This is a genomic window from Paenibacillus sp. UMB7766-LJ446, from assembly GCF_030226665.1.
Classification (GTDB): Bacteria; Bacillota; Bacilli; order Paenibacillales; family Paenibacillaceae; genus Paenibacillus; species Paenibacillus vandeheii.
In genome coordinates this window covers 759,623-781,187 of record NZ_JASOYM010000001.1, presented here as the reverse complement: position 1 = coordinate 781,187, position 21,565 = coordinate 759,623, and the positions used below count along the sequence as shown (strand labels likewise).

General features: G+C 37.0%; 25 protein-coding genes. 24 read left to right on the top strand and 1 reads right to left on the bottom strand.

Annotated elements, in window-relative coordinates:
- Nucleotides 1-5: 5 nt before the first annotated feature.
- From QP794_RS03965 to QP794_RS03855, 23 genes are all read left to right on the top strand, one after another.
- Nucleotides 6-335, top strand: coding sequence for a low molecular weight protein tyrosine phosphatase family protein (locus QP794_RS03965; protein WP_285075211.1), 330 nt, complete (start codon nucleotides 6-8; stop codon nucleotides 333-335).
- Nucleotides 336-575: 240 nt separating this feature from the next.
- Nucleotides 576-980: a DUF4259 domain-containing protein gene (locus tag QP794_RS03960; protein WP_285075038.1), complete on the top strand. Its 405-nt coding sequence runs from the start codon at nucleotides 576-578 to the stop codon at nucleotides 978-980.
- A 238-nt stretch (nucleotides 981-1,218) separates the two neighbouring features.
- Nucleotides 1,219-1,608: a VOC family protein gene (locus QP794_RS03955; RefSeq protein ID WP_285075037.1), complete on the top strand. Its 390-nt coding sequence runs from the start codon at nucleotides 1,219-1,221 to the stop codon at nucleotides 1,606-1,608.
- A 296-nt stretch (nucleotides 1,609-1,904) separates the two neighbouring features.
- On the top strand, nucleotides 1,905-2,459 hold the full coding sequence (locus QP794_RS03950) for an ATP-binding protein (protein ID WP_285075036.1): 555 nt from the start codon (nucleotides 1,905-1,907) through the stop codon (nucleotides 2,457-2,459).
- A gap of 322 nt (nucleotides 2,460-2,781) precedes the next feature.
- Nucleotides 2,782-3,900, top strand: a complete 1,119-nt coding sequence (locus QP794_RS03945; protein ID WP_285075035.1) for a GntR family transcriptional regulator — start codon at nucleotides 2,782-2,784, stop codon at nucleotides 3,898-3,900.
- Nucleotides 3,901-4,285: 385 nt separating this feature from the next.
- Nucleotides 4,286-5,587, top strand: coding sequence for an ABC transporter substrate-binding protein (locus QP794_RS03940; protein WP_285075034.1), 1,302 nt, complete (start codon nucleotides 4,286-4,288; stop codon nucleotides 5,585-5,587).
- A 70-nt stretch (nucleotides 5,588-5,657) separates the two neighbouring features.
- Nucleotides 5,658-6,593 (top strand): carbohydrate ABC transporter permease, encoded by a 936-nt coding sequence (locus QP794_RS03935; protein ID WP_285075033.1) that lies wholly within the window; start codon nucleotides 5,658-5,660, stop codon nucleotides 6,591-6,593.
- A gap of 17 nt (nucleotides 6,594-6,610) precedes the next feature.
- Nucleotides 6,611-7,447 (top strand): carbohydrate ABC transporter permease, encoded by an 837-nt coding sequence (locus QP794_RS03930; protein ID WP_285075032.1) that lies wholly within the window; start codon nucleotides 6,611-6,613, stop codon nucleotides 7,445-7,447.
- Between the two features lie 576 nt (nucleotides 7,448-8,023).
- Complete coding sequence (locus QP794_RS03925) at nucleotides 8,024-8,458, top strand: ApeP family dehydratase (protein ID WP_285075031.1); 435 nt, start codon at nucleotides 8,024-8,026, stop codon at nucleotides 8,456-8,458.
- 221 nt (nucleotides 8,459-8,679) lie between these two features.
- On the top strand, nucleotides 8,680-9,213 hold the full coding sequence (locus QP794_RS03920) for a GNAT family N-acetyltransferase (protein WP_285075210.1): 534 nt from the start codon (nucleotides 8,680-8,682) through the stop codon (nucleotides 9,211-9,213).
- Between the two features lie 256 nt (nucleotides 9,214-9,469).
- Nucleotides 9,470-10,225 (top strand): hypothetical protein, encoded by a 756-nt coding sequence (locus QP794_RS03915; RefSeq protein ID WP_285075030.1) that lies wholly within the window; start codon nucleotides 9,470-9,472, stop codon nucleotides 10,223-10,225.
- A gap of 184 nt (nucleotides 10,226-10,409) precedes the next feature.
- Nucleotides 10,410-10,997 (top strand): chloramphenicol phosphotransferase CPT family protein, encoded by a 588-nt coding sequence (locus QP794_RS03910; RefSeq protein WP_285075029.1) that lies wholly within the window; start codon nucleotides 10,410-10,412, stop codon nucleotides 10,995-10,997.
- A gap of 6 nt (nucleotides 10,998-11,003) precedes the next feature.
- Nucleotides 11,004-11,318, top strand: coding sequence for a hypothetical protein (locus QP794_RS03905; RefSeq protein ID WP_285075028.1), 315 nt, complete (start codon nucleotides 11,004-11,006; stop codon nucleotides 11,316-11,318).
- Between the two features lie 443 nt (nucleotides 11,319-11,761).
- Nucleotides 11,762-12,367, top strand: a complete 606-nt coding sequence (locus QP794_RS03900; RefSeq protein ID WP_285075027.1) for an oxidoreductase — start codon at nucleotides 11,762-11,764, stop codon at nucleotides 12,365-12,367.
- 210 nt (nucleotides 12,368-12,577) lie between these two features.
- Entirely contained in the window at nucleotides 12,578-12,982 is a 405-nt protein-coding gene (locus tag QP794_RS03895) for a hypothetical protein (RefSeq protein ID WP_285075026.1), read from the top strand.
- A gap of 86 nt (nucleotides 12,983-13,068) precedes the next feature.
- Nucleotides 13,069-13,377: a hypothetical protein gene (locus QP794_RS03890; RefSeq protein WP_285075025.1), complete on the top strand. Its 309-nt coding sequence runs from the start codon at nucleotides 13,069-13,071 to the stop codon at nucleotides 13,375-13,377.
- Between the two features lie 18 nt (nucleotides 13,378-13,395).
- Nucleotides 13,396-13,878, top strand: coding sequence for an SRPBCC family protein (locus QP794_RS03885; RefSeq protein ID WP_285075024.1), 483 nt, complete (start codon nucleotides 13,396-13,398; stop codon nucleotides 13,876-13,878).
- A 132-nt stretch (nucleotides 13,879-14,010) separates the two neighbouring features.
- On the top strand, nucleotides 14,011-14,628 hold the full coding sequence (locus QP794_RS03880) for a hypothetical protein (protein ID WP_285075023.1): 618 nt from the start codon (nucleotides 14,011-14,013) through the stop codon (nucleotides 14,626-14,628).
- A gap of 182 nt (nucleotides 14,629-14,810) precedes the next feature.
- Nucleotides 14,811-15,755: a hypothetical protein gene (locus QP794_RS03875; protein WP_285075022.1), complete on the top strand. Its 945-nt coding sequence runs from the start codon at nucleotides 14,811-14,813 to the stop codon at nucleotides 15,753-15,755.
- Between the two features lie 155 nt (nucleotides 15,756-15,910).
- A complete protein-coding gene (locus tag QP794_RS03870; RefSeq protein ID WP_285075021.1) occupies nucleotides 15,911-16,330 on the top strand; it encodes a hypothetical protein in 420 nt (139 codons plus the stop codon).
- Nucleotides 16,331-16,375: 45 nt separating this feature from the next.
- Nucleotides 16,376-16,831 carry a hypothetical protein gene (locus QP794_RS03865; protein ID WP_285075020.1) on the top strand — a complete coding sequence of 152 codons (456 nt, stop codon included), beginning with the start codon at nucleotides 16,376-16,378 and terminating at the stop codon, nucleotides 16,829-16,831.
- A 112-nt stretch (nucleotides 16,832-16,943) separates the two neighbouring features.
- Entirely contained in the window at nucleotides 16,944-17,318 is a 375-nt protein-coding gene (locus QP794_RS03860) for a hypothetical protein (protein WP_285075019.1), read from the top strand.
- Between the two features lie 110 nt (nucleotides 17,319-17,428).
- Nucleotides 17,429-19,234, top strand: coding sequence for a serine hydrolase domain-containing protein (locus QP794_RS03855; RefSeq protein ID WP_285075018.1), 1,806 nt, complete (start codon nucleotides 17,429-17,431; stop codon nucleotides 19,232-19,234).
- A 195-nt stretch (nucleotides 19,235-19,429) separates the two neighbouring features.
- Here the strand turns inward: QP794_RS03855 and QP794_RS03850 are convergent, their stop codons facing one another.
- Complete coding sequence (locus QP794_RS03850; protein ID WP_285075017.1) at nucleotides 19,430-19,810, bottom strand: hypothetical protein; 381 nt, start codon at nucleotides 19,808-19,810, stop codon at nucleotides 19,430-19,432.
- 529 nt (nucleotides 19,811-20,339) lie between these two features.
- Here QP794_RS03850 and QP794_RS03845 point away from each other — a divergent pair.
- On the top strand, nucleotides 20,340-21,554 hold the full coding sequence (locus QP794_RS03845) for a hypothetical protein (protein ID WP_285075016.1): 1,215 nt from the start codon (nucleotides 20,340-20,342) through the stop codon (nucleotides 21,552-21,554).
- Nucleotides 21,555-21,565: the final 11 nt, after the last annotated feature.

Genomic DNA, 21,565 nt, shown 5'->3' with positions numbered 1-21,565 from the left:
GAAGCATTAAATTACTATTTATTTGTAGTCGAAACAAATGGCGCAGCTTAACAGCAGAGAAGATTTTTGATGGATACAATGGATATCAAGTGCGATCTGCTGGAACAGAAGAGGGAGCTAGAATTAGAGTCACTGAAGGACATATTGGATGGGGAGAAATGATTTTTGTAATGGAGAAAAAACATGTAAGAAGGCTTAAAGATAAATTCTCAAATAAACTAATAAACAAACGTTTGGTATGCTTAAATATACCGGATGATTATGAATATATGGATGAAGAATTAATAGAGATATTGAAATCTAGAGTATCGGAATATGTTGAAGTACCAGAATAATAGTTAAGAACAAAAGCAACTGAGTACGAAATAAGAGCATTTTGTAAGTAGCTCAAGGGGGACCCCGACATCTTATAACATAATATTCAGGCAGCGGCTCCGATGGAGCCTTGGTCTGCGAGAAGGGATCTCGGAGAGGCATTTCAGCAGACAACCCCTTTGGGGTTCATGAATACAGGAACGTTATGTGAAATTCCCTGAGAGCTTTAAAACATAATGACACTTTTTGGAGGTTAATTAATGGGAGCATGGGGAACTGGAATTTTTGAGAATGATGATGTATTAGATTGGAAGTTAGATTTATTTGATACTGATGACATGGAATTAATTGAAGAGACGATTGAAGAAGTATTAGAAGAAGAATATATTGAGTCAGATTTAGCTTCAAATGCTCTAGGCGCAATTGAGATCCTTGCAGCATTACAAGGTAGTCCAGGGAAAGAGATTTTGAATAAACAAAGTGATACTGAGGACTTATATGACTGGATCAATACACATAAAGGTAAAGGGAAAGAACTCATTTCAAAAGCTAAACGAGCAGTTAAGAAAATTAAGAAAGATTCAGAACTAAAAGAGCTATGGGAAGAATCGGAAGAATATCTAATCTGGTTAAATACAATAAATGACTTAGAAAAACGATTGTAAAGAAATTGATAGCTTTTCGAGAAGAGGGAGCCTCACATAACAAAATATTCAAGCAGCGGCTCCGATGGAGCCTTGGTCTGCGAGAAGGGATCTCGGAGAGGCATTTCAGCAGACAACCCCTTTGGGGTTCATGAATACAGGAACGTTATCAGAAATTCTTGCAAAGGATTTGGAAGTTTAAGATTAGATTATTACATTACACAATCACATTAATCTAAGAGAAGAGGATGATAGTAATATGATTTTTGAAACTACTATTCAAGTTCGAGTTTCAGATATGACACAGGGACAAAAGTGGTATCAAACTTTACTAAATAAAGAACCTGACTTCATTCCTCATGCAGGATTTGCAGAATGGGAGATTATACATGGGTGTTGGTTGCAAGTAGCCGAAGGCAAACCTTCAGAAGATAATGGACCTATTCGTTTTGGTGTTACTGATATTGTTGCTGAACGGGATAGAATTAATAAGGAGCTAAATGTCGAAAACTTTGAAATATTTACAAAAGAAGGGGTTCCTGTTAGGTGGGGTACATTTACTGATCCCTGGGGAAATCGACTTGGTTTCTTTGAGTATTTGAGTGAGAAGGAGCAAAACGATCGGATTCAAACCATCTTGCGGAAATAATTCAAATTGATGTGATTGATCCTATATCTATACTAAAGTTGGTAAGTTCCTGATTGAATTCAAGGCTATTGAGAGAACACTCATAGAGGGCAAGAATTTCGGAGAACAACGTATTCACGTATCGCAGCCATTAGGCTGCTCGGTCCGCCCGATGGAATTCAAGGATGCGGATTCAGGCGGACAACCCTGCGAAGCCACCTGGCGACTTCGTCGCCTTAAGCCTCTCGGGTTCGTGAATACGAGGGACGTTATCTGAAAGATCGGCAAAAACCATAATAGAAATAGGAGAGAATCTTATGGACCGCTTGGTAGTCATGACGGTTGGAAAAACTCATAGTGGCAAAACCACCTTTGCCAAAGAATTAGAATCCGTATTACAACAAGCTATTGTAATTGATCAAGATAATCATGCTGAATTTATTAATGAGCATTACAAGAAACTTCGTCCTATGGAAGGTCCCAACACTTTAAAATTCTCTGTAACTGACGCAATTGTTAACTATGCTACGGAGCAAAGCAATTTCCACATTATCTTAAGTAACTCTAACTTGAATAAATCAGGAAGAGCAAAAGTTCTCCGATATTTTCATAATAAAGGATTTAAAAGTATTATTGTTTATTTTGATTTACCCAATGATTTACTGAAAGATCGTGTTATACGTACCCAAAGAAGCAAAGCTATATTTAGAAGTGCATCAAGCTTTTTGGAAGTATTGGAGAGACAAGAAAATTTGTCAGAAATACAACCTAGTAAAGATGAAGCAAATTATATGTTTATCATTAAGGACCCCAATAATACAGCGGGAATTATTAAACAAATAATAGCAATCACTGGTACTAGAATTCGATAAAGGCCGATACTTCAGATAACATAATATCCATGACATAATTCTGAAAGGGGATTCTAAAATGTATCTTTCTGAATTAGAAGTGGGTATTTTATCAAAAGACCAAATACATAAAATTTTGTTTGGAGATATTAGTAATGATGGAGAACATTGTGATTGCGTGTTTGTTCCTTCAGATAACACAAGTAATGAGATCTATTACGCTGACATAGTAGACTTGGAAAACTCCATGCCACAGAAGTTTGTCGGTAATCTGAGTAACTTTGCGAATTACTTCTTGTGTAATATACTTAGTATACTAATATTATGATGTCAGGGTGGTTTTGTGGAATTGCATTTATACGAGCAGATATATATCTATATTGTACAAGAGATTAAAGAAGGTCGATTAAAAGAAGGAGACCGAGTCTCTTCTGAAAAAGAGTTGGCTGAAAAATTTGGCGTCAGTCGTATTACATCTAAAAAGGCTCTGGAGAAATTGGCAGATTCTGGGGTTATCAAACGAATGCAAGGAAAAGGTTCATTTGTGGCCGATGGTATAATTGGAGGACAAGAACCGAAGCAATATTCAGAGGTAAGAACGACCTTGGTTCCTGAGGATGACAAGCGGTTAATCGGGTTTATTATACCGAATTTTTCTGACGAGTTTGGCCTACAACTTCTTAGATCGATGGAAAAGCGGAGTGCTGAGCATAATTATCAACTCATTATCAAGCGAACTTGCGGGGATCGGGATGAGGAAAAACGCGCGATCGACTTATTTATTGGTTTGGGCATCAAAGGATTAATCGTGACCCCCATTCATGGTCAACACTATAATTCGGAGCTGCTTCGACTTGTATTAGATCGGTTTCCAATTGTTTTGGTCGATAGATATCTAAAAGGAATTCCGGTTTGTTCGGTATACACAGACAATAAGAAAGCAGCCATGGATCTTACGCGACATCTAATTAGCAAAGGTCATAAAAAAATTGCCTTTTTATCTCCGCCGGAAGAGAACACTTCAACATTGGAGGAAAGGCTGCTCGGATATACGTTGGCCTTCACCCAAGAAGGAATGAATTTGAACAAAGATTATGTATTGACGAACTTGAAGGGCACCCTTCCCGTGAATATAAACGGAACAGCGATTGAAAGTGATAAAGAAACAGTAAAGCATTTTTTGAAACAACACCCTGATGTAAAGGCGTTTGTCGCGTCGGAATTTCTAATAGCTACCATGCTGGCTCAGGTCATCAACTCGATGGGGAAATCTCTGGACGAATTCGAGATTGTTTGTTTCGACTCCCTGAACGATCACCTGGGTCAGCCCATCTTCACTCATATTAAGCAGGATGAGAAGCAGATGGGTGAATTGGCAGTGGATATGCTAATCTCTCAGTTGCATGGAACAGCAGTTCCCGAGCTGAACATTATTGAACATCGTATGGTCGTGAAAAATTAACAGGTACGGTTAATACAAGTGCAGCTCAACAAAAGCAAGGATATTGTTCAAAGTGTCGAGAAGTCCCCAGGGGCTTATCGGCACTTTTTTTGATATCAGAAATATAAACTACGAAGAGTCTATTTATATCTAATTATTGCCACACAGGCATGAACATTTATGTCGTAATATTGCAATTGACACTCTTCATGATGTCATATTAATATACTTAGTATAACTAGTGGGTTTCTATAACAAATTCACTTCGTTCATCATTTTCTGTTTTTAATAGTTCATACCATCATTCTTGTTAGCGCTTACATAAATTATGGATTTATCAGAAAATGAAGTGGATTCTATAGGAATTCAAGTTAAACTAATTCATTTAACTTAAGGGGGACTTTGAATGAGGAGATCCAAAAAATTCGCGTTTCCAATTCTTGCTTACTTTCTGGCTATGTTACTTCTTCTAACCGCTTGCTCAACGAAGGAAGGCTCAGGCGATCAGGCCGGAGAGGGGAAAACAACGGTTACGATGTGGCATGGTCTTACCTCAATTGATTTAGATAATTTGAATAAAGTTGTAAAGGCATTTGAGGAGAAAAACCCTACCATCAAAATGAAATTAGTTTATACAGAATCCAGCGAGGGATCCGATCAGAAGCTGCTGACTGCAGTCGCAGGCGGCAATCCTCCTGACGTTGCACTTTTCGACCGGTTTAAGGTCGGTACTTGGGCTGCGCAAGGTTCTCTGACTGACTTATCCTCGATGGCAGCAGAATCCGGCATTCGTAAGGAAATGTATTATCCATTTGCTTGGGAGGAGTCCAGTTATCAAGGAAAGCTTTATGCAATGCCGATGGATACGGACTCTCGCCTGCTATTTTACAATAAGGATCATTTCAACGAAGTAGGGCTGGATCCCAACAAACCACCACAAACGATCGCCGAGCTTGAAGCAGCCGCCGAAAAGTTAACCATCAAGGAAGGTAAACGTTTCAAACGGATCGGGTTCATTCCATGGTATTCGCAAGGCTGGCTGTATACTTGGGGATGGGCATTTGGAGGAGAATTCCAGGACGCTGCCACCGGCAAAATTACTGCAAATGATCCTAAAGTCGTTGAAGCGCTACAATGGATGACCGACTTCGGCAAAAAATACAATGTTGAGGATATTGCCGGATTCACAAGCGCAGCTGGCACGGAGGAAATGGATCCGTTCATTTCCGGTCAAGTCAGCATGAAGATAAGTGGAAACTTTACGGTGAAGGGTATCGAAAAATTTAAGCCGGATCTAAATTACGGCGTTGCACCGATACCGACTCCAACAGGAGCGGATTTTACGACATGGTCAGGAGGCGGCTCCGCTATTATTCCTAAAGGCGCCAAGAACGTCGCTGCTGCTTGGAAATTCCTCGAATTCTTAGGGGAAGAAGAAGGGCAAACGTTATTAAACGCTGACTCTCAAATTTCCGTTATCGATTCGGTTAACGACAAATACGGTTACAAGGACGATCCGATTATGAAAGAATTTATCAATATTTTACCCAATTCACATAACCGCCCGGTTATTCCTGAAGGACAACTGCTGTGGAATGAGTTAGCTTCCGCAACGGAAAAGGCTACCCGTGGTAACGGTACTCCGAAAGAGAACCTGGATAGAGTAACAGAGACTGTTAATAAGGCTTTAGAAAAATACGACAAATAGGGTGCTCGGTAGGCAGGGAGCGAACTCTCTCCTTGCCTACTAAAGAATGACAATTGGAAGGAGAATGCACATGGCGAAACTAGCCGATTCAGTTCAAGTAAACGCAATTCCATCGGCAAGTAAACGGGCACTCCACAGAACAAACGTGGTTGGGTGGCTGTTTGCTTCACCTTGGGCTATAGGGCTGCTATGCTTTTATGCAATTCCGATGCTAATGTCCATCTACTTCAGCTTCACTACTTACAGCATTCTACAGCCTGGTGAATTTGTCGGAATGAATAATTATAGAGAGCTTTTCCATGATCCTCTGTTTTGGAAATCCATATACAACACGATTTATTTTACCGTATTTTTTGTTCCATTAAGTATATTTTTCGGTGTGGCACTCGCGATGATGTTGAATATGAAGGTCAAGGGAATGGCTATATTCAGAACGATCTTTTTCTTGCCTACACTTGTTCCACAAGTGGCTTTGGCTGTTCTGTGGATGTGGTTGTTACATCCAAACTTCGGATTGGTGAACGGGATGTTAGCGAATATCGGTATCGAAGGGCCTTCTTGGCTTGGCGGTGAGTCGTGGTCCAAGCCTTCGCTCATCTTGATGTCGCTTTGGGGTATTGGGCAAGCCGTCGTCATCTACCTTGCTGGATTAGGAGACATCCCTGATGAGTACTATGAAGCAGCGCAGATCGATGGAGCTAACTGGTTTCAGAAAACGAGAAAGGTAACCCTGCCTTTGCTCACTCCCGTTATTTTCTACAACCTTGTCATGGGAATGATCGGTGCATTCCAACAGTTTACTCTTCCCTATACGTTGACCAAAGGGCAAGGAACTCCTGCAAATTCCATGACTTTTTACGTCATGTATTTATATGAGAACGGCTTCAGGTATTTCAAAATGGGTTATGCCTCCGCAATGGCATGGATCTTATTTATTATAGTTATGGCATTAACCGGAATTATTTTTATTACGTCTAAACGCTGGGTTCATTATCAAGGGAAATAAGGAGGAGGAAGTAAGGGATGAATCCTATCGCTATCAAAAGAATCAATCGTGTGTTAGCCTATGTATGTCTAATTGTTGCTTCTGCATTTTTCATGATTCCGTTCATTTGGCTGCTTTCGACTTCTCTTAAACCACTCACACAAATCTTTACATTCCCACCAGAGTGGATTCCGCATCCCATTCTGTGGAGTAATTATTCCCGTGCCGTTGAGTATATCCCTTTCTGGACATATCTGAAAAACACGGCGATTATAACCATCGTTAGTACACTTGGTGTGATCATATCCTGTCCCTTGGTTGCATATAGTTTTGCCAAGTTAGAGTACCGTGGGAGAGGTATACTTTTCTTTGTTACCCTCGCTGTTATGATGATTCCCGGACAGGTGACGATGATTCCTCTATTCCTGTTGTTTACTAAATTAGGTTGGGTAGGAACATCTCTTCCACTGATTGTACCCCAATTTTTTGGAGTGCCAATTTACATTTTTCTGTTGAGACAGTTTTTCATGGGACTGCCTGATGCCCTACGCGAAGCGGCCCGCTTAGACGGCGCTAGTGAGTTCCGCATATATTTACAGATCATGTTTCCACTAGCCAAATCCGCCGTTTTAGCCGTGGCATTGTTTCAATTTATGGGGAGCTGGACTGATTTCATGGGCCCCTTGCTCTATTTAACCAATGAACCATCTTACACAGTTTCGCTCGGATTGCAGCAATTTCAGAGTCAAAAGGGATCCGAATGGGGTCTATTAATGGCCGTATCCACCTTGATGACATTACCTATTATTGTTTTGTTCTTTTTTCTTCAAAAGACGTTCATTAGCGGTATTACATTTAGCGGTATAAAAGGTTGAACATCTTTGTATGAATGAAGCTACAGCGATGCGGAACCCCAGGGATGTTAGGACGCACCAAGGCAGAGATGGGATGCTGAATTTGATTAAACGTAAGCCGAATTCGCAGGATTTCCAAATCGGCGACCACAATTTTTATGTAGATAACGATTGATAGGTCCGTTGGAAAAAAGTTAATAAGCAAAAAGGCAGCGATGTGTAAAGCATAAGCTGCCTTTTTGCGTACCAATGCATTCTGCATAATAATGAGGCTCAAACTCAAGGAGAATTCCAATCTGACACTTGCATTACTAAGTATTATTTAATGAAGGCAAGAGGAAGAATTATAAACAATAATAAGGAGATTCAGAATCTCCTCGGACACTCAAGCCTGAAGACAACCCGAGATTTACACACATGTCAGCCTTAAACAGCTCCAACGTATTCAAACCTCTGGACCGACTCATAAGAAGCAACATGTCGGAGATGGAGGATTAACCCTCTCTTCGTCTAATAATATATATGGAACATTAAGTGAATTCGTAGAAAAGACGTTATCAGAAATTATTGCAATTTATAAAAAAAGGAGTCTCTTAAATGATTAATATTCAAGATATTCTGCCTCATAGGTATCCATTTTTGTTAATTGATAAAGTACTGGAAGTCGAAAAAAACAAATGGGCTAAGGGATATAAAAATGTTTCAAATAATGAGTGGTATATGAATGAACGGAATGCTGTTATTCCTAGTACATTGATAATAGAGGCTTTGGCTCAGTTAGGTGCTTTTGCAGTCATTTCAGAAGAGAATGGTGTAGGATTTCTTTCTTCACTTAAAGGAATTGAAGTGATTGGTCAAGCATTTTTGGGAGATCGGATAGATTTATACTATGAGATCATTAAAAACAAGCGTGGATTTGTAGTGGGAAGAGGAGTAGCCTCAGTAGGAAATCAAGTAATTATAAATGCAGAAGAAATCATGATATATTTACAACCTACTATTAAGCAATCCGAAGAAAACAACAACTTGTGATAACAGAGGATTCATGCTATGAGCTGACGCCCTTGGTACCGGCCAGAGGCAATTCAGGTAAGCAGAATCTGCCGGACGCATCTGACTTTGTCGGATGTCATGAGTACAAGAACCTTATAAGAAATCACTCTAAATAATATAAATGACTAATTGTATGTTGCAATTTGTTTCTATACTTTTATAAAAATTAGTTTTACTAAAAAATTTAGGGGATGATTATGTTGCAGATCAGAGAAGCTACGATTAATGACGCTGAAGGAATTGCAAAAGTTCATGTGGATAGTTGGAGAACTACATACGAGGGTATTATTCCAGAGGAATTCTTAACCAATCTATCATATAAACAAAGAACTGAATTATGGATTAAAAATATCGGAAAAACAGACAATTTTGTGATATTAGCAGAGAACACAGAAGGGGAAATCATTGGATTTGCAGATTGTTGGAAGAGAGAGACAAATACGGTGCCCGACTCAGGTGATTTGACTTCAATTTACATACTTAAGGAATATCAAGGGATAGGATTAGGGAAGGAATTACTTAAAAGTATATTTTTTCGATTCAATTCATTGGGTTATCAGAAGATATTTGTTAATGTTCTAGAGGATAACAAGGCCCGCTATTTTTATGAGTATTATGGTGCTCACTTGTGTAAATCAGTTCAAATAAAAATTGGAGGAAAAGTCCTTAATGAATTAATTTATGAATGGGATAACATTGACGGAGTGTTAGCGAGGTTAACTAAAACTAATTAAAAAAATTGATTGTATTTCCATGGAGTCGATGACATCTCATAACAAGTGTTCATGCTTCAGGGTATTCGCCCTTCGGCCCGGCTGTTTTCATTTTAGAATATTACTTTATTTCGACTATACATATATCTGAAGATAATTGTAAATTAATTGTACAAGACTATTAAACATACAAACAATAAAGCTAAGTTCAGAGAGGAACCATTGGGGCTAGAGCAGTTAAGGATCAAGATTACGGAAGAATGGAGAGAGTGGTAATTTGGTTGAACAGAGAGAGGGAATGGTACAAATGGATCAACAGGAGTATGGGCGCTATTTGTTAGCACTGAGCGGAGAAGAAATAGAACCAGATGATGATATGGAGGTCGAAGCAGATCATCTCTACGGCTTTTTTCAAGGGTTCATGCCATCTGGAACAGGAGTGGAACGTGTGTTTGAGCCAATTCCGGACGGCCAACGTTTTTTGGATAGAATACGTCCGATCTATGAGATGTTAAATCCTGAGGATTTCGCCGGCGAATATGTGCCAGGTTATTTCAACGGTGGAAATGAGGATGCTTCCGAAGGAACGTTGCGTGGTCTGGGGGAAGAGCTAATAAAAAGGTTGAAGAGCCTGTTCTCCATGGTGCACGAGAAAGATGAAGAGGCGAACTCAGCGAAGGAAGCATTCCGGGCTTTGACATGTGTAAAGGAGGTCGTTGTATTGCCGACGGGTGAAATTGCCAAGTTAGAGCAAAGACTGATTCAAGGCACGGATGAAGAAGATAGCGAGGTCGTTTACGAAGCGCTCGGAGATCTCATCCGTTCACGTAGCGATTACAGCGAAAATATCGAGCTATTGAACGAAGCATACTATTCCATCGCTTGCGATTATTGGGTATCCTATTATTTACAATGGCCCCGCTATCAAGATTTACAGGAGGCGGAAGACTGCCTGTATCCTTACTTTGAACTATACCGTTATGGCTATAATCTTCATTGGACTCAAAATAAGCTATTCATTGGCAGACGTTAATAACCGCTACGATTGTTTTGACCGAACTTCTAAAAAGGATACGAAGCAATAGGGAGGATGTTTGGTGTCAGTTAGAACACCATGGTATGAGCACAATTCAGTGATTTACAGGCCAGCTTAGACTTAGCAAAACAACAATGTGATCTGAAAGGTACTACCAATTTTAATGATAAGGGTGATTAATGTGGAACGAGGACTCATTATATTTTTGAACGGAACGTCAAGTTCGGGGAAGACGAGCATCGCGATGGAATTGAAAAAACAGGGTGAGATTCCATTTCATCATCTATCTGTAGATCAATTTCTCCATAATTATGATCAATTTATTGATAATACATACCCGGATATGAAACCAACAAGAGAAGTGGAACCTCATGTGATGACAGATATCCTGTTCGATCCGATTAGCTCGTTGTACTATGCAACCATTAAACTGTTTTCGGAGATGGGCTTGAATGTCATTGTGGATACGGTCATCAGCAATGACAAGTGGTTTAACGGTTTTTATGATTTGCTTTCGGATTATCCTATATTGTTTGTAGGTGTACACTGTTCGAAAGAAGAACTCACCAGAAGAGAGCAGAGCAGAGGAGATCGCGCGGTTGGACTCGCCCATTCCCAGTTCGACTACATATACTCCTATGATGAATATGATCTGGAAGTGAACACGGAAGAGCTTAGCTCAGCTGCATGTGCGGAAAAGATATTAAGTTATATGAATTCCGAGCAGGAATACTCGGCATTTAAGAAATTAAGTAGAAGAGAGATTTAAAACATTGTGAAAGAACTGAATTCAAGACCACGGTTAGTAAGGTGGCATTTTGATGATGAGGTGAGATCGGATAATCTGGAAGAATGGAATTGGATAGAGATCACGATGGTTTTCACTGATGGTTCCAGAAGATGGAGCATCTTATATACACCAGAACGCTTGCTAAATAACTTGTCTCGGCCGGACATAGACCCACCAGGCCTTCATATGCAACAGCTTATTGTCGTTAGAAGCTATGAAGTAAATGACATTGACAGAGTTTTAAAAGTTTTTGATGAGGAAGATGAATTGATAGGAGCCTCAAGGAAATATCCAGAATAATTTGAATAACTCAAAAACATCATCTAACATTCCATTCATCCATACAACATCAATAATAATCATCTGAACTGCTATACTTGTCCCTACTGCTGAAGATCATACATTTATTCGAAAGAATTGGAAGGTCGTCTGATTCCCTATGGGATGAAGAAGGGCCTTTTTTTTGTTTTATCACTATTACGACAGGTTCCACAGATTCAATGCATACTCGCATCCTGTACAACCCTGGCATATATTCAGCGTATTCAAAGCCCTTTGGATCGTATGGATAAGGGTTTAAGAAAACTTATAAATATCCCTTATTCGCCAATTTTCTTTCGCAAATGTAGCAATATGGGTTATCATATACGTAGTTCAGACACCAGATGGAATATGTTGTATTTCTAAAATACAAAAATTAGATTTTATATGAATTCAATTGCACGAATAAGAGAGGGGATTAAATGAAGAAAATTATTGCAATAACCCTACTAATGGTTGGATTGATAATAAGCATGTACTTCAACTATCAATTCAAAGCGTACAAAGACAATCAAGAAGCTGATTACACGATTAAACTAAATCATGGAACTCAAATTGGTATAAAAGAATCAATTCAGAATTTAGATTATGTGTTAAAAAGCTTAGAGGACGGCTCTTCGAAGGAAACAGTCATACACGCATTAGGAAATGTGGCGGTATCTTTGAAAGTCGGTGAAGAATCATTCATCTTTCTGAATTCCGACTTCAGGGAAGATCAATTATCATCAACCCATTTAATCTATAATGTGTTTAGAGATATGTATTGGTATATAAGAGCAGATATCATAGACGACATTTTATCGAATAAAGTGTCGCTAGAAAAAGAATCGAGAAATCAACTTATTAAGGATATAGGAGTGCTTAAACAAGATTGGGAGTATATTGATAGTCAATTTAACGAGGATATTCTGAAAGAACAAAGTCCTAAGTGGATTGAAAACAAATGGAAAGAGTTAATTGGAGAGATTGTAAATAGAAATACGGATTATAAATTATATGAAAGAATTAAAATGAAATACAATCTATAAGTAGTTTGTGGAAGGCAATTGACATCTAAATAACAACATATCTACGCCGCGTTGCTTTTGCTCCTTGGTCTGCCGAGGGTATTCGAAGAAGTGGAGTCAGCAGGTAACCCTGCACTACCTTACTGAATTGCGATAAGTCGCTGCACTCTTTGAGGAAGTGAGGGTTTGTAGATACACGAACGTTATGTGATTACCATATAAGGAGAAGCTATGAACGAAAAAGCTAAAGGCAAGTTAAAAAAGCAATTTCTATTCATCGTTCTATATATTTTTATAATCGTAATTCAAGTAACTACCAATAACTTAGCATATCATCCTCCTGTATGGACAACTGCATTATCAACTTTTTGCTTTATTATATTTTGTATACTTGGCCTTGTAACATACCTTGATCTCAAGAAACAAGAGCAGTTCAACACAATTGGACAAATAGTAGATGTGAATAATAACATCGTAATAGTCAAAGGATTGGGACGAGGTAATACCAAAATTAAAATAAATGATAGTCACATCGTGAATTTAATGCAGCCAAATGAACTTATTGAAATAACGAGATTAAAATATTCAAAAATGATAACGAAAATAGTATATAAAGACCAAGAGATATATCCTTGAATTAGTAATTGAAGAAGTTTGATACTTATAAATAAAAATAGAGGATATATCTTGATGTCCGTCTGAGGTAGAGGGGGAGAAAGTAAATGAACAATATAAATTCTCAACATTGCAACCTAAATATAAGGTATGATCTGCCTGATGAGGTATGGGATAAAGTTTCTAAAGTGTATGAGCGTATGCCCGGATGGATTGGTTATAAAAGGGGAATTCCATATTGGTTTGGGTCTGAAGAGGATGATGTTTTTATTGAGGCATCTGTAGAGCCTAGTGGATTATCACTCTATGCACAGATGAATAACGATGATTGGATGTCTTGGATAGAAACGTTCAAATTGGAAGCGTCAAAAATATTAGGTTTTGATGTTGGTGAACCCGAAGATGGATATATGTGATAAAAGAAGGAGGATGTAATGATGAATGAATATGGTACATTACATGAGTCAAACGGTCGTTATGCTCTAAAATTTGAACGATTTCTTCATCACAATCCAGAAGATGCTTTCCTTGTGATCACGAAGCCCAGTTGCTTCTCCCAATGGTATCCTTTCGCAACAGGAGAGATGGATCTCAGACTTGGTGGCAGGATTGCCTTCGATGACGGTGAAGGAACGACATATGAGGGTATCATTACAGAGTTGGAAAAGCCATATGTATTTGGTTTCCGTGAAGTTGATGATCTGATTAACATTTTATTGCAGGAAGAAGATAAAGGGTGTCGAATGATCTTTACCCATACGTCTAACGATGCTTCATGGGCAGTGAATACCGCCGCAGGATGGCATAGGTGTCTGGATGTTTTGGTCCAAATTATCAATGGTAAGCTCATTCAGTGGCATGATAACCCCACCGAGCTGCGTAAAATCTATAGTGAAGTATTTAATATGGAAGGTTAAAAGAATAAAAAAGTTATTCCAATACAACACCCCACCTATACGTAGTTCAGATATCAGGCAGGATGTGTGGTATTTACGAAGTACATAGATTAGATGTTATCGGAAATAATATGTAGATTAAGGAGATAGTTAATGAAATATACGAAGGAAGAATTAGATCTTATTGATAAGATAAATCAATACGTTAGCAATAGAGAAATTACAAACTATAAAGCCTTACCTAAAGAACTATATCAAGAGATAAGGGCAATAATGAATACTAAAAATGTTGTTGGATATCTTCAATCATACTTTGATTTTTTAGGGTACAATTTCAGACCAACATCTAAATATCCAAAAGTTGAGGATGAGATAATTACAAAACTTACGCAGTATTATCCTGATAGATATGTTACGAACCTAGAGAATGTTGATAGAAATTTATATTATAGAATTCAGGACAAAGCACTGCATATTAAAGTTGATATACCTGAGTATTTAGGTAAATTAGGTTTTCATTTTGTTTTCAAAAGTAATAATTATTTACATGCTCCATCATTTTATATAGGAAAATCAGAGGAGAAGTATATTGAACATCTAAACATACTTTTCCCGGAGAAATCAATTGTTATTGAAGACTTAATAGAAAAGAATAGTTTGTTATTTAAAAATATCAATTATTTAAGGCAAATCCGATCTATACAAACAATTGAAGAGTTATTAGAATTTTTTGGATTCGTAGTAAACCGGAGATTTAAAGATAAAAAATGAAAGTATCTCAAAGAGGACATATTTCTTCCGATAACAATATATTCACGCCTCGGACACTTGTCCTCGGTCCCACATTCGTCGGACACCCAGCATACGCTGGGTCGTGAATACAGGAACGGTATATGTAACTTCCTAAAAGCTTTATCAAAGATTCTTTTAAATGACAAATCATGAGGTGTCTAATGAATAATAATAAGTTCACTAAAGCATTCTGTATAGAATTAGGTAAAGCAATTACACCGTATTTTGCAAGAGAGCTCTACTTCAACGAGTCTAGCGAATATTATGGGAAGAAAATGAATTACAAATGTACAACTGTTAATTGTCAAGCAGAATTGTATGCGCGTTGTATATACAATTATGAAGGTAGTAAACAGGTTCCTAATTTTGCGAAAAAAGGAAAAAGCGAACACTCTTTGAATTGCAAATTTTCTGATAAAAATTATAAAGTTAATACTGAAGAATCAAAAAGAATAAACGAAGTAGGGATAAAAATAAGTCGTTTTCCTTCTGTTTTTTTATTAGAAGGATTTAGTAACAAACTAGCGGGAATTCCAATAACAGATGATGAGATAGAAGTTGGAGACAAAATCACTGCCTCTCGTAGTAACATTGGGAATGATACCAATTATAAAAAGTCAATTATTAGAACAAGTGTGTTGGATAATATAGTTGATTGTTTTGAAAAAGGCGACCCTAAGTTAATTGAATCTCAAAAATTAACTATAGGTTCCAAGACAAAAAGCTTTAAAAGTTTTTTTAAGAATATCAGATATTTCAAAGATGAAGAAGACCTTATTTATTTTGGGAAAATTAGAGAGATTAAGAAATACGGAAAAAATTTCAATATTGTTTTTGAGGAATATCCATTTATTGATGGAAAGGCACTTAAAGCTAGCATTTATTTGAAAGAACAACAAATAAATGCTTACAATAAATCAAAAAAATTTCGAGAACAATTGGATACTTTAATTACTCTGATTTCTTCTAAAATGGAAGTGAGATGTTACTTTACTGGAGTAAATCCTTTCGTCAAGGAAGTGTCGACAGGTACAAGAACATTCAAAAGTGTTGAAATTCCTATAGAGAATTTAAATCATCTTTGTTTTACTTTCGATGAAATTTGACAACTTTCAGAAAAAGACTTTGAAGGAAGTCGGAAGCAACACATAACATAATATTCTCGCTGCGTACATTCGTCCTGGGTCTGCAATTCGCCGGACATTCAGCATACGCTGAGTCGTGAATACAGGAACGTTACAGGAAATTAACAAATCAAAATTTGAAATTAAAGGATAACTTGCGAGGTATTATGAAATTAATAAAATTGAAGGGCAGTAAAACTGAAGAAGATATAAGAAGAGAATTAATAGGATCGCATGAGTCATTATTTAATGATGAAATAAGATCAGGATTACTTTCTGTTATTAAGAGGTTTTTTCCACAAATGAAAACCGCTTATATACTATTCTGGACACCTGAACAAGGGGAAGACATTTTTTCGTTGCTAATTAATAACGATACTATTGCAAGTGTAGAAATTGATCGTTACGACCCTAATATTGAACCTATAATTGAAAGCAAACAACTTGACAATACCTATTTAAAAGGACTTAGGAAATATCCACAGATTAGATTAGCGATTGCACTTGAACTTGCAACTATGGATCTTCAAGATGTGATTAATTGCAAAAGTGATTAATTATCCGAAATTGACGAAAACATATCAATAAAGAGGTGTATCTTTATGGAAAGAAAAAAAGATGAAAACAAAGAGATGGATGTAATTCCAGAGCACCATAGCCCTATTCGACATATCCTTAATGAAGCAAATGGACTACCAAACAATCAATTTATAGATAGTTTTAAGAAAGCTGTGGATACTCCAGATGCATATGTAATTATGGAGGGTGATTATGGAGGACAAATATACTTGTCTTGCCCTATGAAATTAGTAAACTGCAGTGAAGAGACACTACATACTTTATTAAAAGATTTAGATACCATTGCATGGGACTGTAATGACGGAGAAGGTCAAGGACTATATTACGAAAAACATTCTCCTGGTGATGGGATTAGTGGAGGTATGGGGGGAGGAGATGTTGAGGAAGGACTATGGATTCATAAAGAATTTATAGATTTACAATTATATGATGAAATTCATGAAATTGTATTAGGCAATAAAGAAAGATTAACAAAGTAATGAAATGAATGAATCATAAGGCCCGTCAACATCGGATAACAAAGTGTTCATGTTGTGGGTTGGCAAACTGTCAAATACTGCTACAGACGAAAAGGAATATGTGAGGTGAGTTATGGGCGTAAGAAAAAAATATAAACGTAAAATCGTTCGCTTCAATCGATTATTTTACTGGTATGTTGAACCGGACATTGACGATGAAGGAATAATCAAATTACATATTGTTTCTGAGGATAAGAAGTTAATCGTCACTTATGAAGTGGGACAACACAGTATTAAGAATAAGATCCCATTCATAGTCATCATCGGAGAAGAATTCGAAGGCTGGACAAAAGAATATATAGGATACAGAAGAGTACTAACACCGAAATGGAGGGATGATATCATCACGCCAAAATTGATAGGTGAGATTATTGATTGGTGCCTCTTGAAAGATAAAGAGATAACCATCGTGAATTGGAAAGGTGAACTTCTTCGACCTCTCTCCTGAATGGAGTGTAATTGCATTTGAAAATAACTTGGATTCATGGGGGCTGTTCTGAAAACGCATACTTGAAACAAGAGATGTAATTAACATTTAATATAAAAGGAGAGAAGCTAATGCAGATGAAACGTGGACATCACACGGTTAACAAAGTAATCGTTTGTGTTCTTTCATACATATTTATCATTATGGCAATAGCAGTACCTGCCCACGCTAATGAGAAACAGGTTGAGACTACACCATCCAGGATTCCTTTATCCAATTTAGAGGAAACGATTGATGCTTATGTTGCCTCGTATGAGAAGTATACCGCTGCCGTGTCGGTTGTGGCTATCAAAGATGGTGAAACCATTGTGAATAAAGCATATGGTTACGCAGATATTGAGAATCAGCGAAAGGCAGATACCTCTACGGTGTTTGAATGGGCTTCAATCTCGAAACTGTTGGTCTATACGAGTGTGATGCAGCTTGTCGAACAAGGAAAGCTTGATTTGGAGACAGATATCCAAGAATATCTGCCAGATGGATTTTTCAAAAAGCTGAAATACGATGATCCAATTACCCTCTTGAACCTGATGCATCACAATGCGGGTTGGGAAGATCAAACAGCGGCCGGGGTTTTGTATTACTCCGAGAAAGAAACGTTAGCATTAGGAGAAACGTTGCGTAGAAATGAGCCAAAACAGATCTATAAACCGAATAGCATAGTGGGTTATTCGAACTACGGTGTTGGTCTAGCTGGTTACATCGTGGAAGAGATAAGTGGACAACCTTTTTATGAATATGTTAATCAACATATTTTCGAACCTCTTCATATGAACGACACTACGATTCATCCAACGGGGCGAGATAGTCCAGACATCGTACAGAGAAGGAATGAGGTTGAAGGGTATACAAAAGATTTGAAACTGATCCCTGAGAACAGAGTATACGTTACGTTTTATCCTACAGGGGCAGCCATAGGCACAGCAGAAGATTTAGGCAAATTTCTTGCTGCGTTGATGCCTGTGGATGATAACAATGTATTATTTAAGAACAAGGATACGTTGAACGAAATGTTATCAACAAGTCTATATTATGACGGGACCTCTACTCCGCGATTTGCGCATGGGTTCGTTGAGATGGAATACTGGGTGCCTACACTGATGCATGAGGGGAATCTGAAAGGATTTTCCAGCAAACTTGTCTTTGATCCCGTATCTAAATTTGGAATGGTCGTCATGACAAACCAGTCTTTTGAGGAAATTTATTATTATGGACTTATTAAAGGAATTTTTGGTGATAACGTCAATTCTAATAGAGTTACGTCGGAGGGGGGAGGATATTTCCAATCCGCACGACGCGTAGCCGCTAGATTTACTAATTTATTTACGTTTCTTGATATAACGAAATATACAAAAGCTGACATAGCAAAATCTTATAATGTTGTCGAGCATAATGGTGTTGTTGAGAAAATTTCCGTCACTCCTTATATTGATTATTTGCCTGTATCGAATCTAAAGGTAAACTTGATTAAGATATCTCTTATTCCTGTTGCGCTTGCTATCGTTTTCAGTTTATGTGCTTTGATCGGCTATTTAATCCGGATGCTTCTTAACAAACTATATAAACGAGGAAATCCTCCAACCAATTTTGATAAATATCATCTTGTTATTAATTTTGCAGGGGTGGTACTACCTCTTAATCTGTTCATCATTCATACCAGGATTAGTTATCAAAGTTTTCCGGCTTATTCTTCTTTACGTATCAATTTAATGTTTAACCTACTTTATGTGGTTCTAGCAGTGGCGTTTCTTGGCTTGCTTATTTACAAACTGCGGAAGAACAGTTACAGCAAAAAGCAAAAGGTGATGTACATCATGTCTGGCATCTCAGCGTTCATCTTGGCTGCTTTTATTGTGGGATGGAATTTGTATGTTTAGAAGATTAAACGCTGAATATAGATATTCAAAGCATTGCAATGGCTCGCGGATGATTTCTATACATCATTGATATTATAAGTGGGGAAAATTATAAAGAGTAGAGGCAGCAGTTCCTTATGTGGGACTGCTGCCTTTGTGTTAGTATGTCTTTTGGCAACTTGTGCCTCGGCATATTGAAGGGGGATCAAGATCATCCTATTTTTTGTCTCTCAAAATAAATATTTTAATAGAACTGTAAATGACCACTAGAATATTCAATAATAATAGACCTACATATCCATCCGTTAACTTTGTTCTTTCAATCCACTTATTCACTAACTCTCCAGAGAGAGCTTGTTTTCCTAAATATTTATCTATATCATTTTGATTTATTTCATCCCTATATATAAGTGGAAACTCCATGCTGTTGGAAGAAGCAGCTAGCGGCGGATAGAACTCTACCCATTTCTGACCTGCCCATCGATCATACTTATAATGAAAGTCTGCGCTGGATTCAAGATTGTCCCACCTCAGAAAACCCAATATGAGTAAAATACAAAGTGTAACGACGCTAAATAATAACATCTTGTTATTCAAATAAACACCATCCTTATGTTGTACTACTGACAATACCGCTCCATGAGAACAACTTGATCATCCGTTATATTTTATCAGCATTTTCCGTTATCTGTAAGTGGGTTGTTTCATTCCGTATGAAATGGTAGTAAATAAACAACCAAACGATCAAAGAACCGTTGCAGAAGGCGTAAAACTTACGAGGGTGCAGTATATTTTTCCGGGCTTCGTTGTGCGTCTGTGTTGTAGTGGTTAGATATTAAAAAGCAAACACTCATCATCTGACAAGGTAAGGGGAAAATGATAGGGTTGGATCTCTTTTAATTCTCACCTGGGATATCATGCAGAAATACATTATCCTAATAATTTCCCTTTTTCACCAAATTTTTCTTCGCAAATATCACCGCATAGGTTATCATATACGTAGTTCAGATATCTGATAGGAAGTGTGGTATTTACGAAGTACATAGAGTAGATGTTATAGGAAATTCCTAAAAAAAATTATTCATAAAAATATATTTAATTTTAATAGTGAAAAGGAGTTATCAATTTGAACTTTCAATTTAGTGATGAAGAAAAAAGTAAAATAAACAAAGATGCTGAAAGACAATGGATTAATTATCAAAAAGCGGATCACAAATGTTACAAAAAAGATTGCAAAGAAATTTCAATTGGTTCACATGCTATATCCGAAAGTATTTCTCTTGCAAAAATTTCTGTTAACGGAGAAATGAATTACTTTGAATCAAAAAGAAATGGTTTTGAAAGTAAAAGCTTATTTATTAAACCTATCGGAAAAGGAGTGGCAAGTACTTTTCAAGGATTTTGCGAAAAACATGATACGTCAATTTTTATAGACATTGATAATAGCCCACATAAATATAGTGTTAAACAAATTTTACTTCAATGTTATAGAAGCGTGTGTTATGCAGATTATCATAATAATTACTATACAAAGGTATTTGATGACTCTTCCTTTGATTTCGTGAGGAATTTTGTTTTTAATTCTTCAGAATCAGAATTTTTTAAAGGAAATGTCAAAGTTTTAGAAAAAAAAGAAGAGATTTTAGAAGACATTATTAGAAAAACAATTGATTCAATTAATTACGAACATCGTATATTCTATGATCTGAAAACGAAAATGGAATTTTTATTAGAATGGATAGAAGAAAAGAAATTTGAAGATCCTTTCAACCATACTTTAAAACAACGGTGTAACCTATTGGGGTTCTCTTTTTTCTATCGAAAAGTAGCGGTTAAAATTCCAGTGGCGGTTGTAAACCAACATATATTACGAATTAATGGAAACAAAACATACTTACTCTTCACGGTAGTACCATATGCAGATTCAACTGAGATATATTGGATATTTGAAGATGCTTATTATGAAACATTATCTAAGAAATGGGATGAAATGAATGCTACTGAAATTAACCTATTAAATAGAATTGAAAGTAGCATGATTCAATTTGAGCATTGGTTTATTGATCCTAGAATTATTAATTCAATTCCTACTAATCGCCTCAATATAATTAAAGAAGACATTGTCTATAATCATGATAAAAATGTGTTTGTAGATTACGACTTATCTATATTTGATGATTTGCGTCTTGATTTTATTAAATATGTAGATGAATCTACACGTTTAATCGAGCGACAAAAAATAGATAACAATGTTCAACGAAACCCGAAGAATGAGAGAGAGCGACTATATAAAGAATATGTTCTTAATCAAATATTAAATATAAGAATTGATTGTAGATAAATGATTGTTAA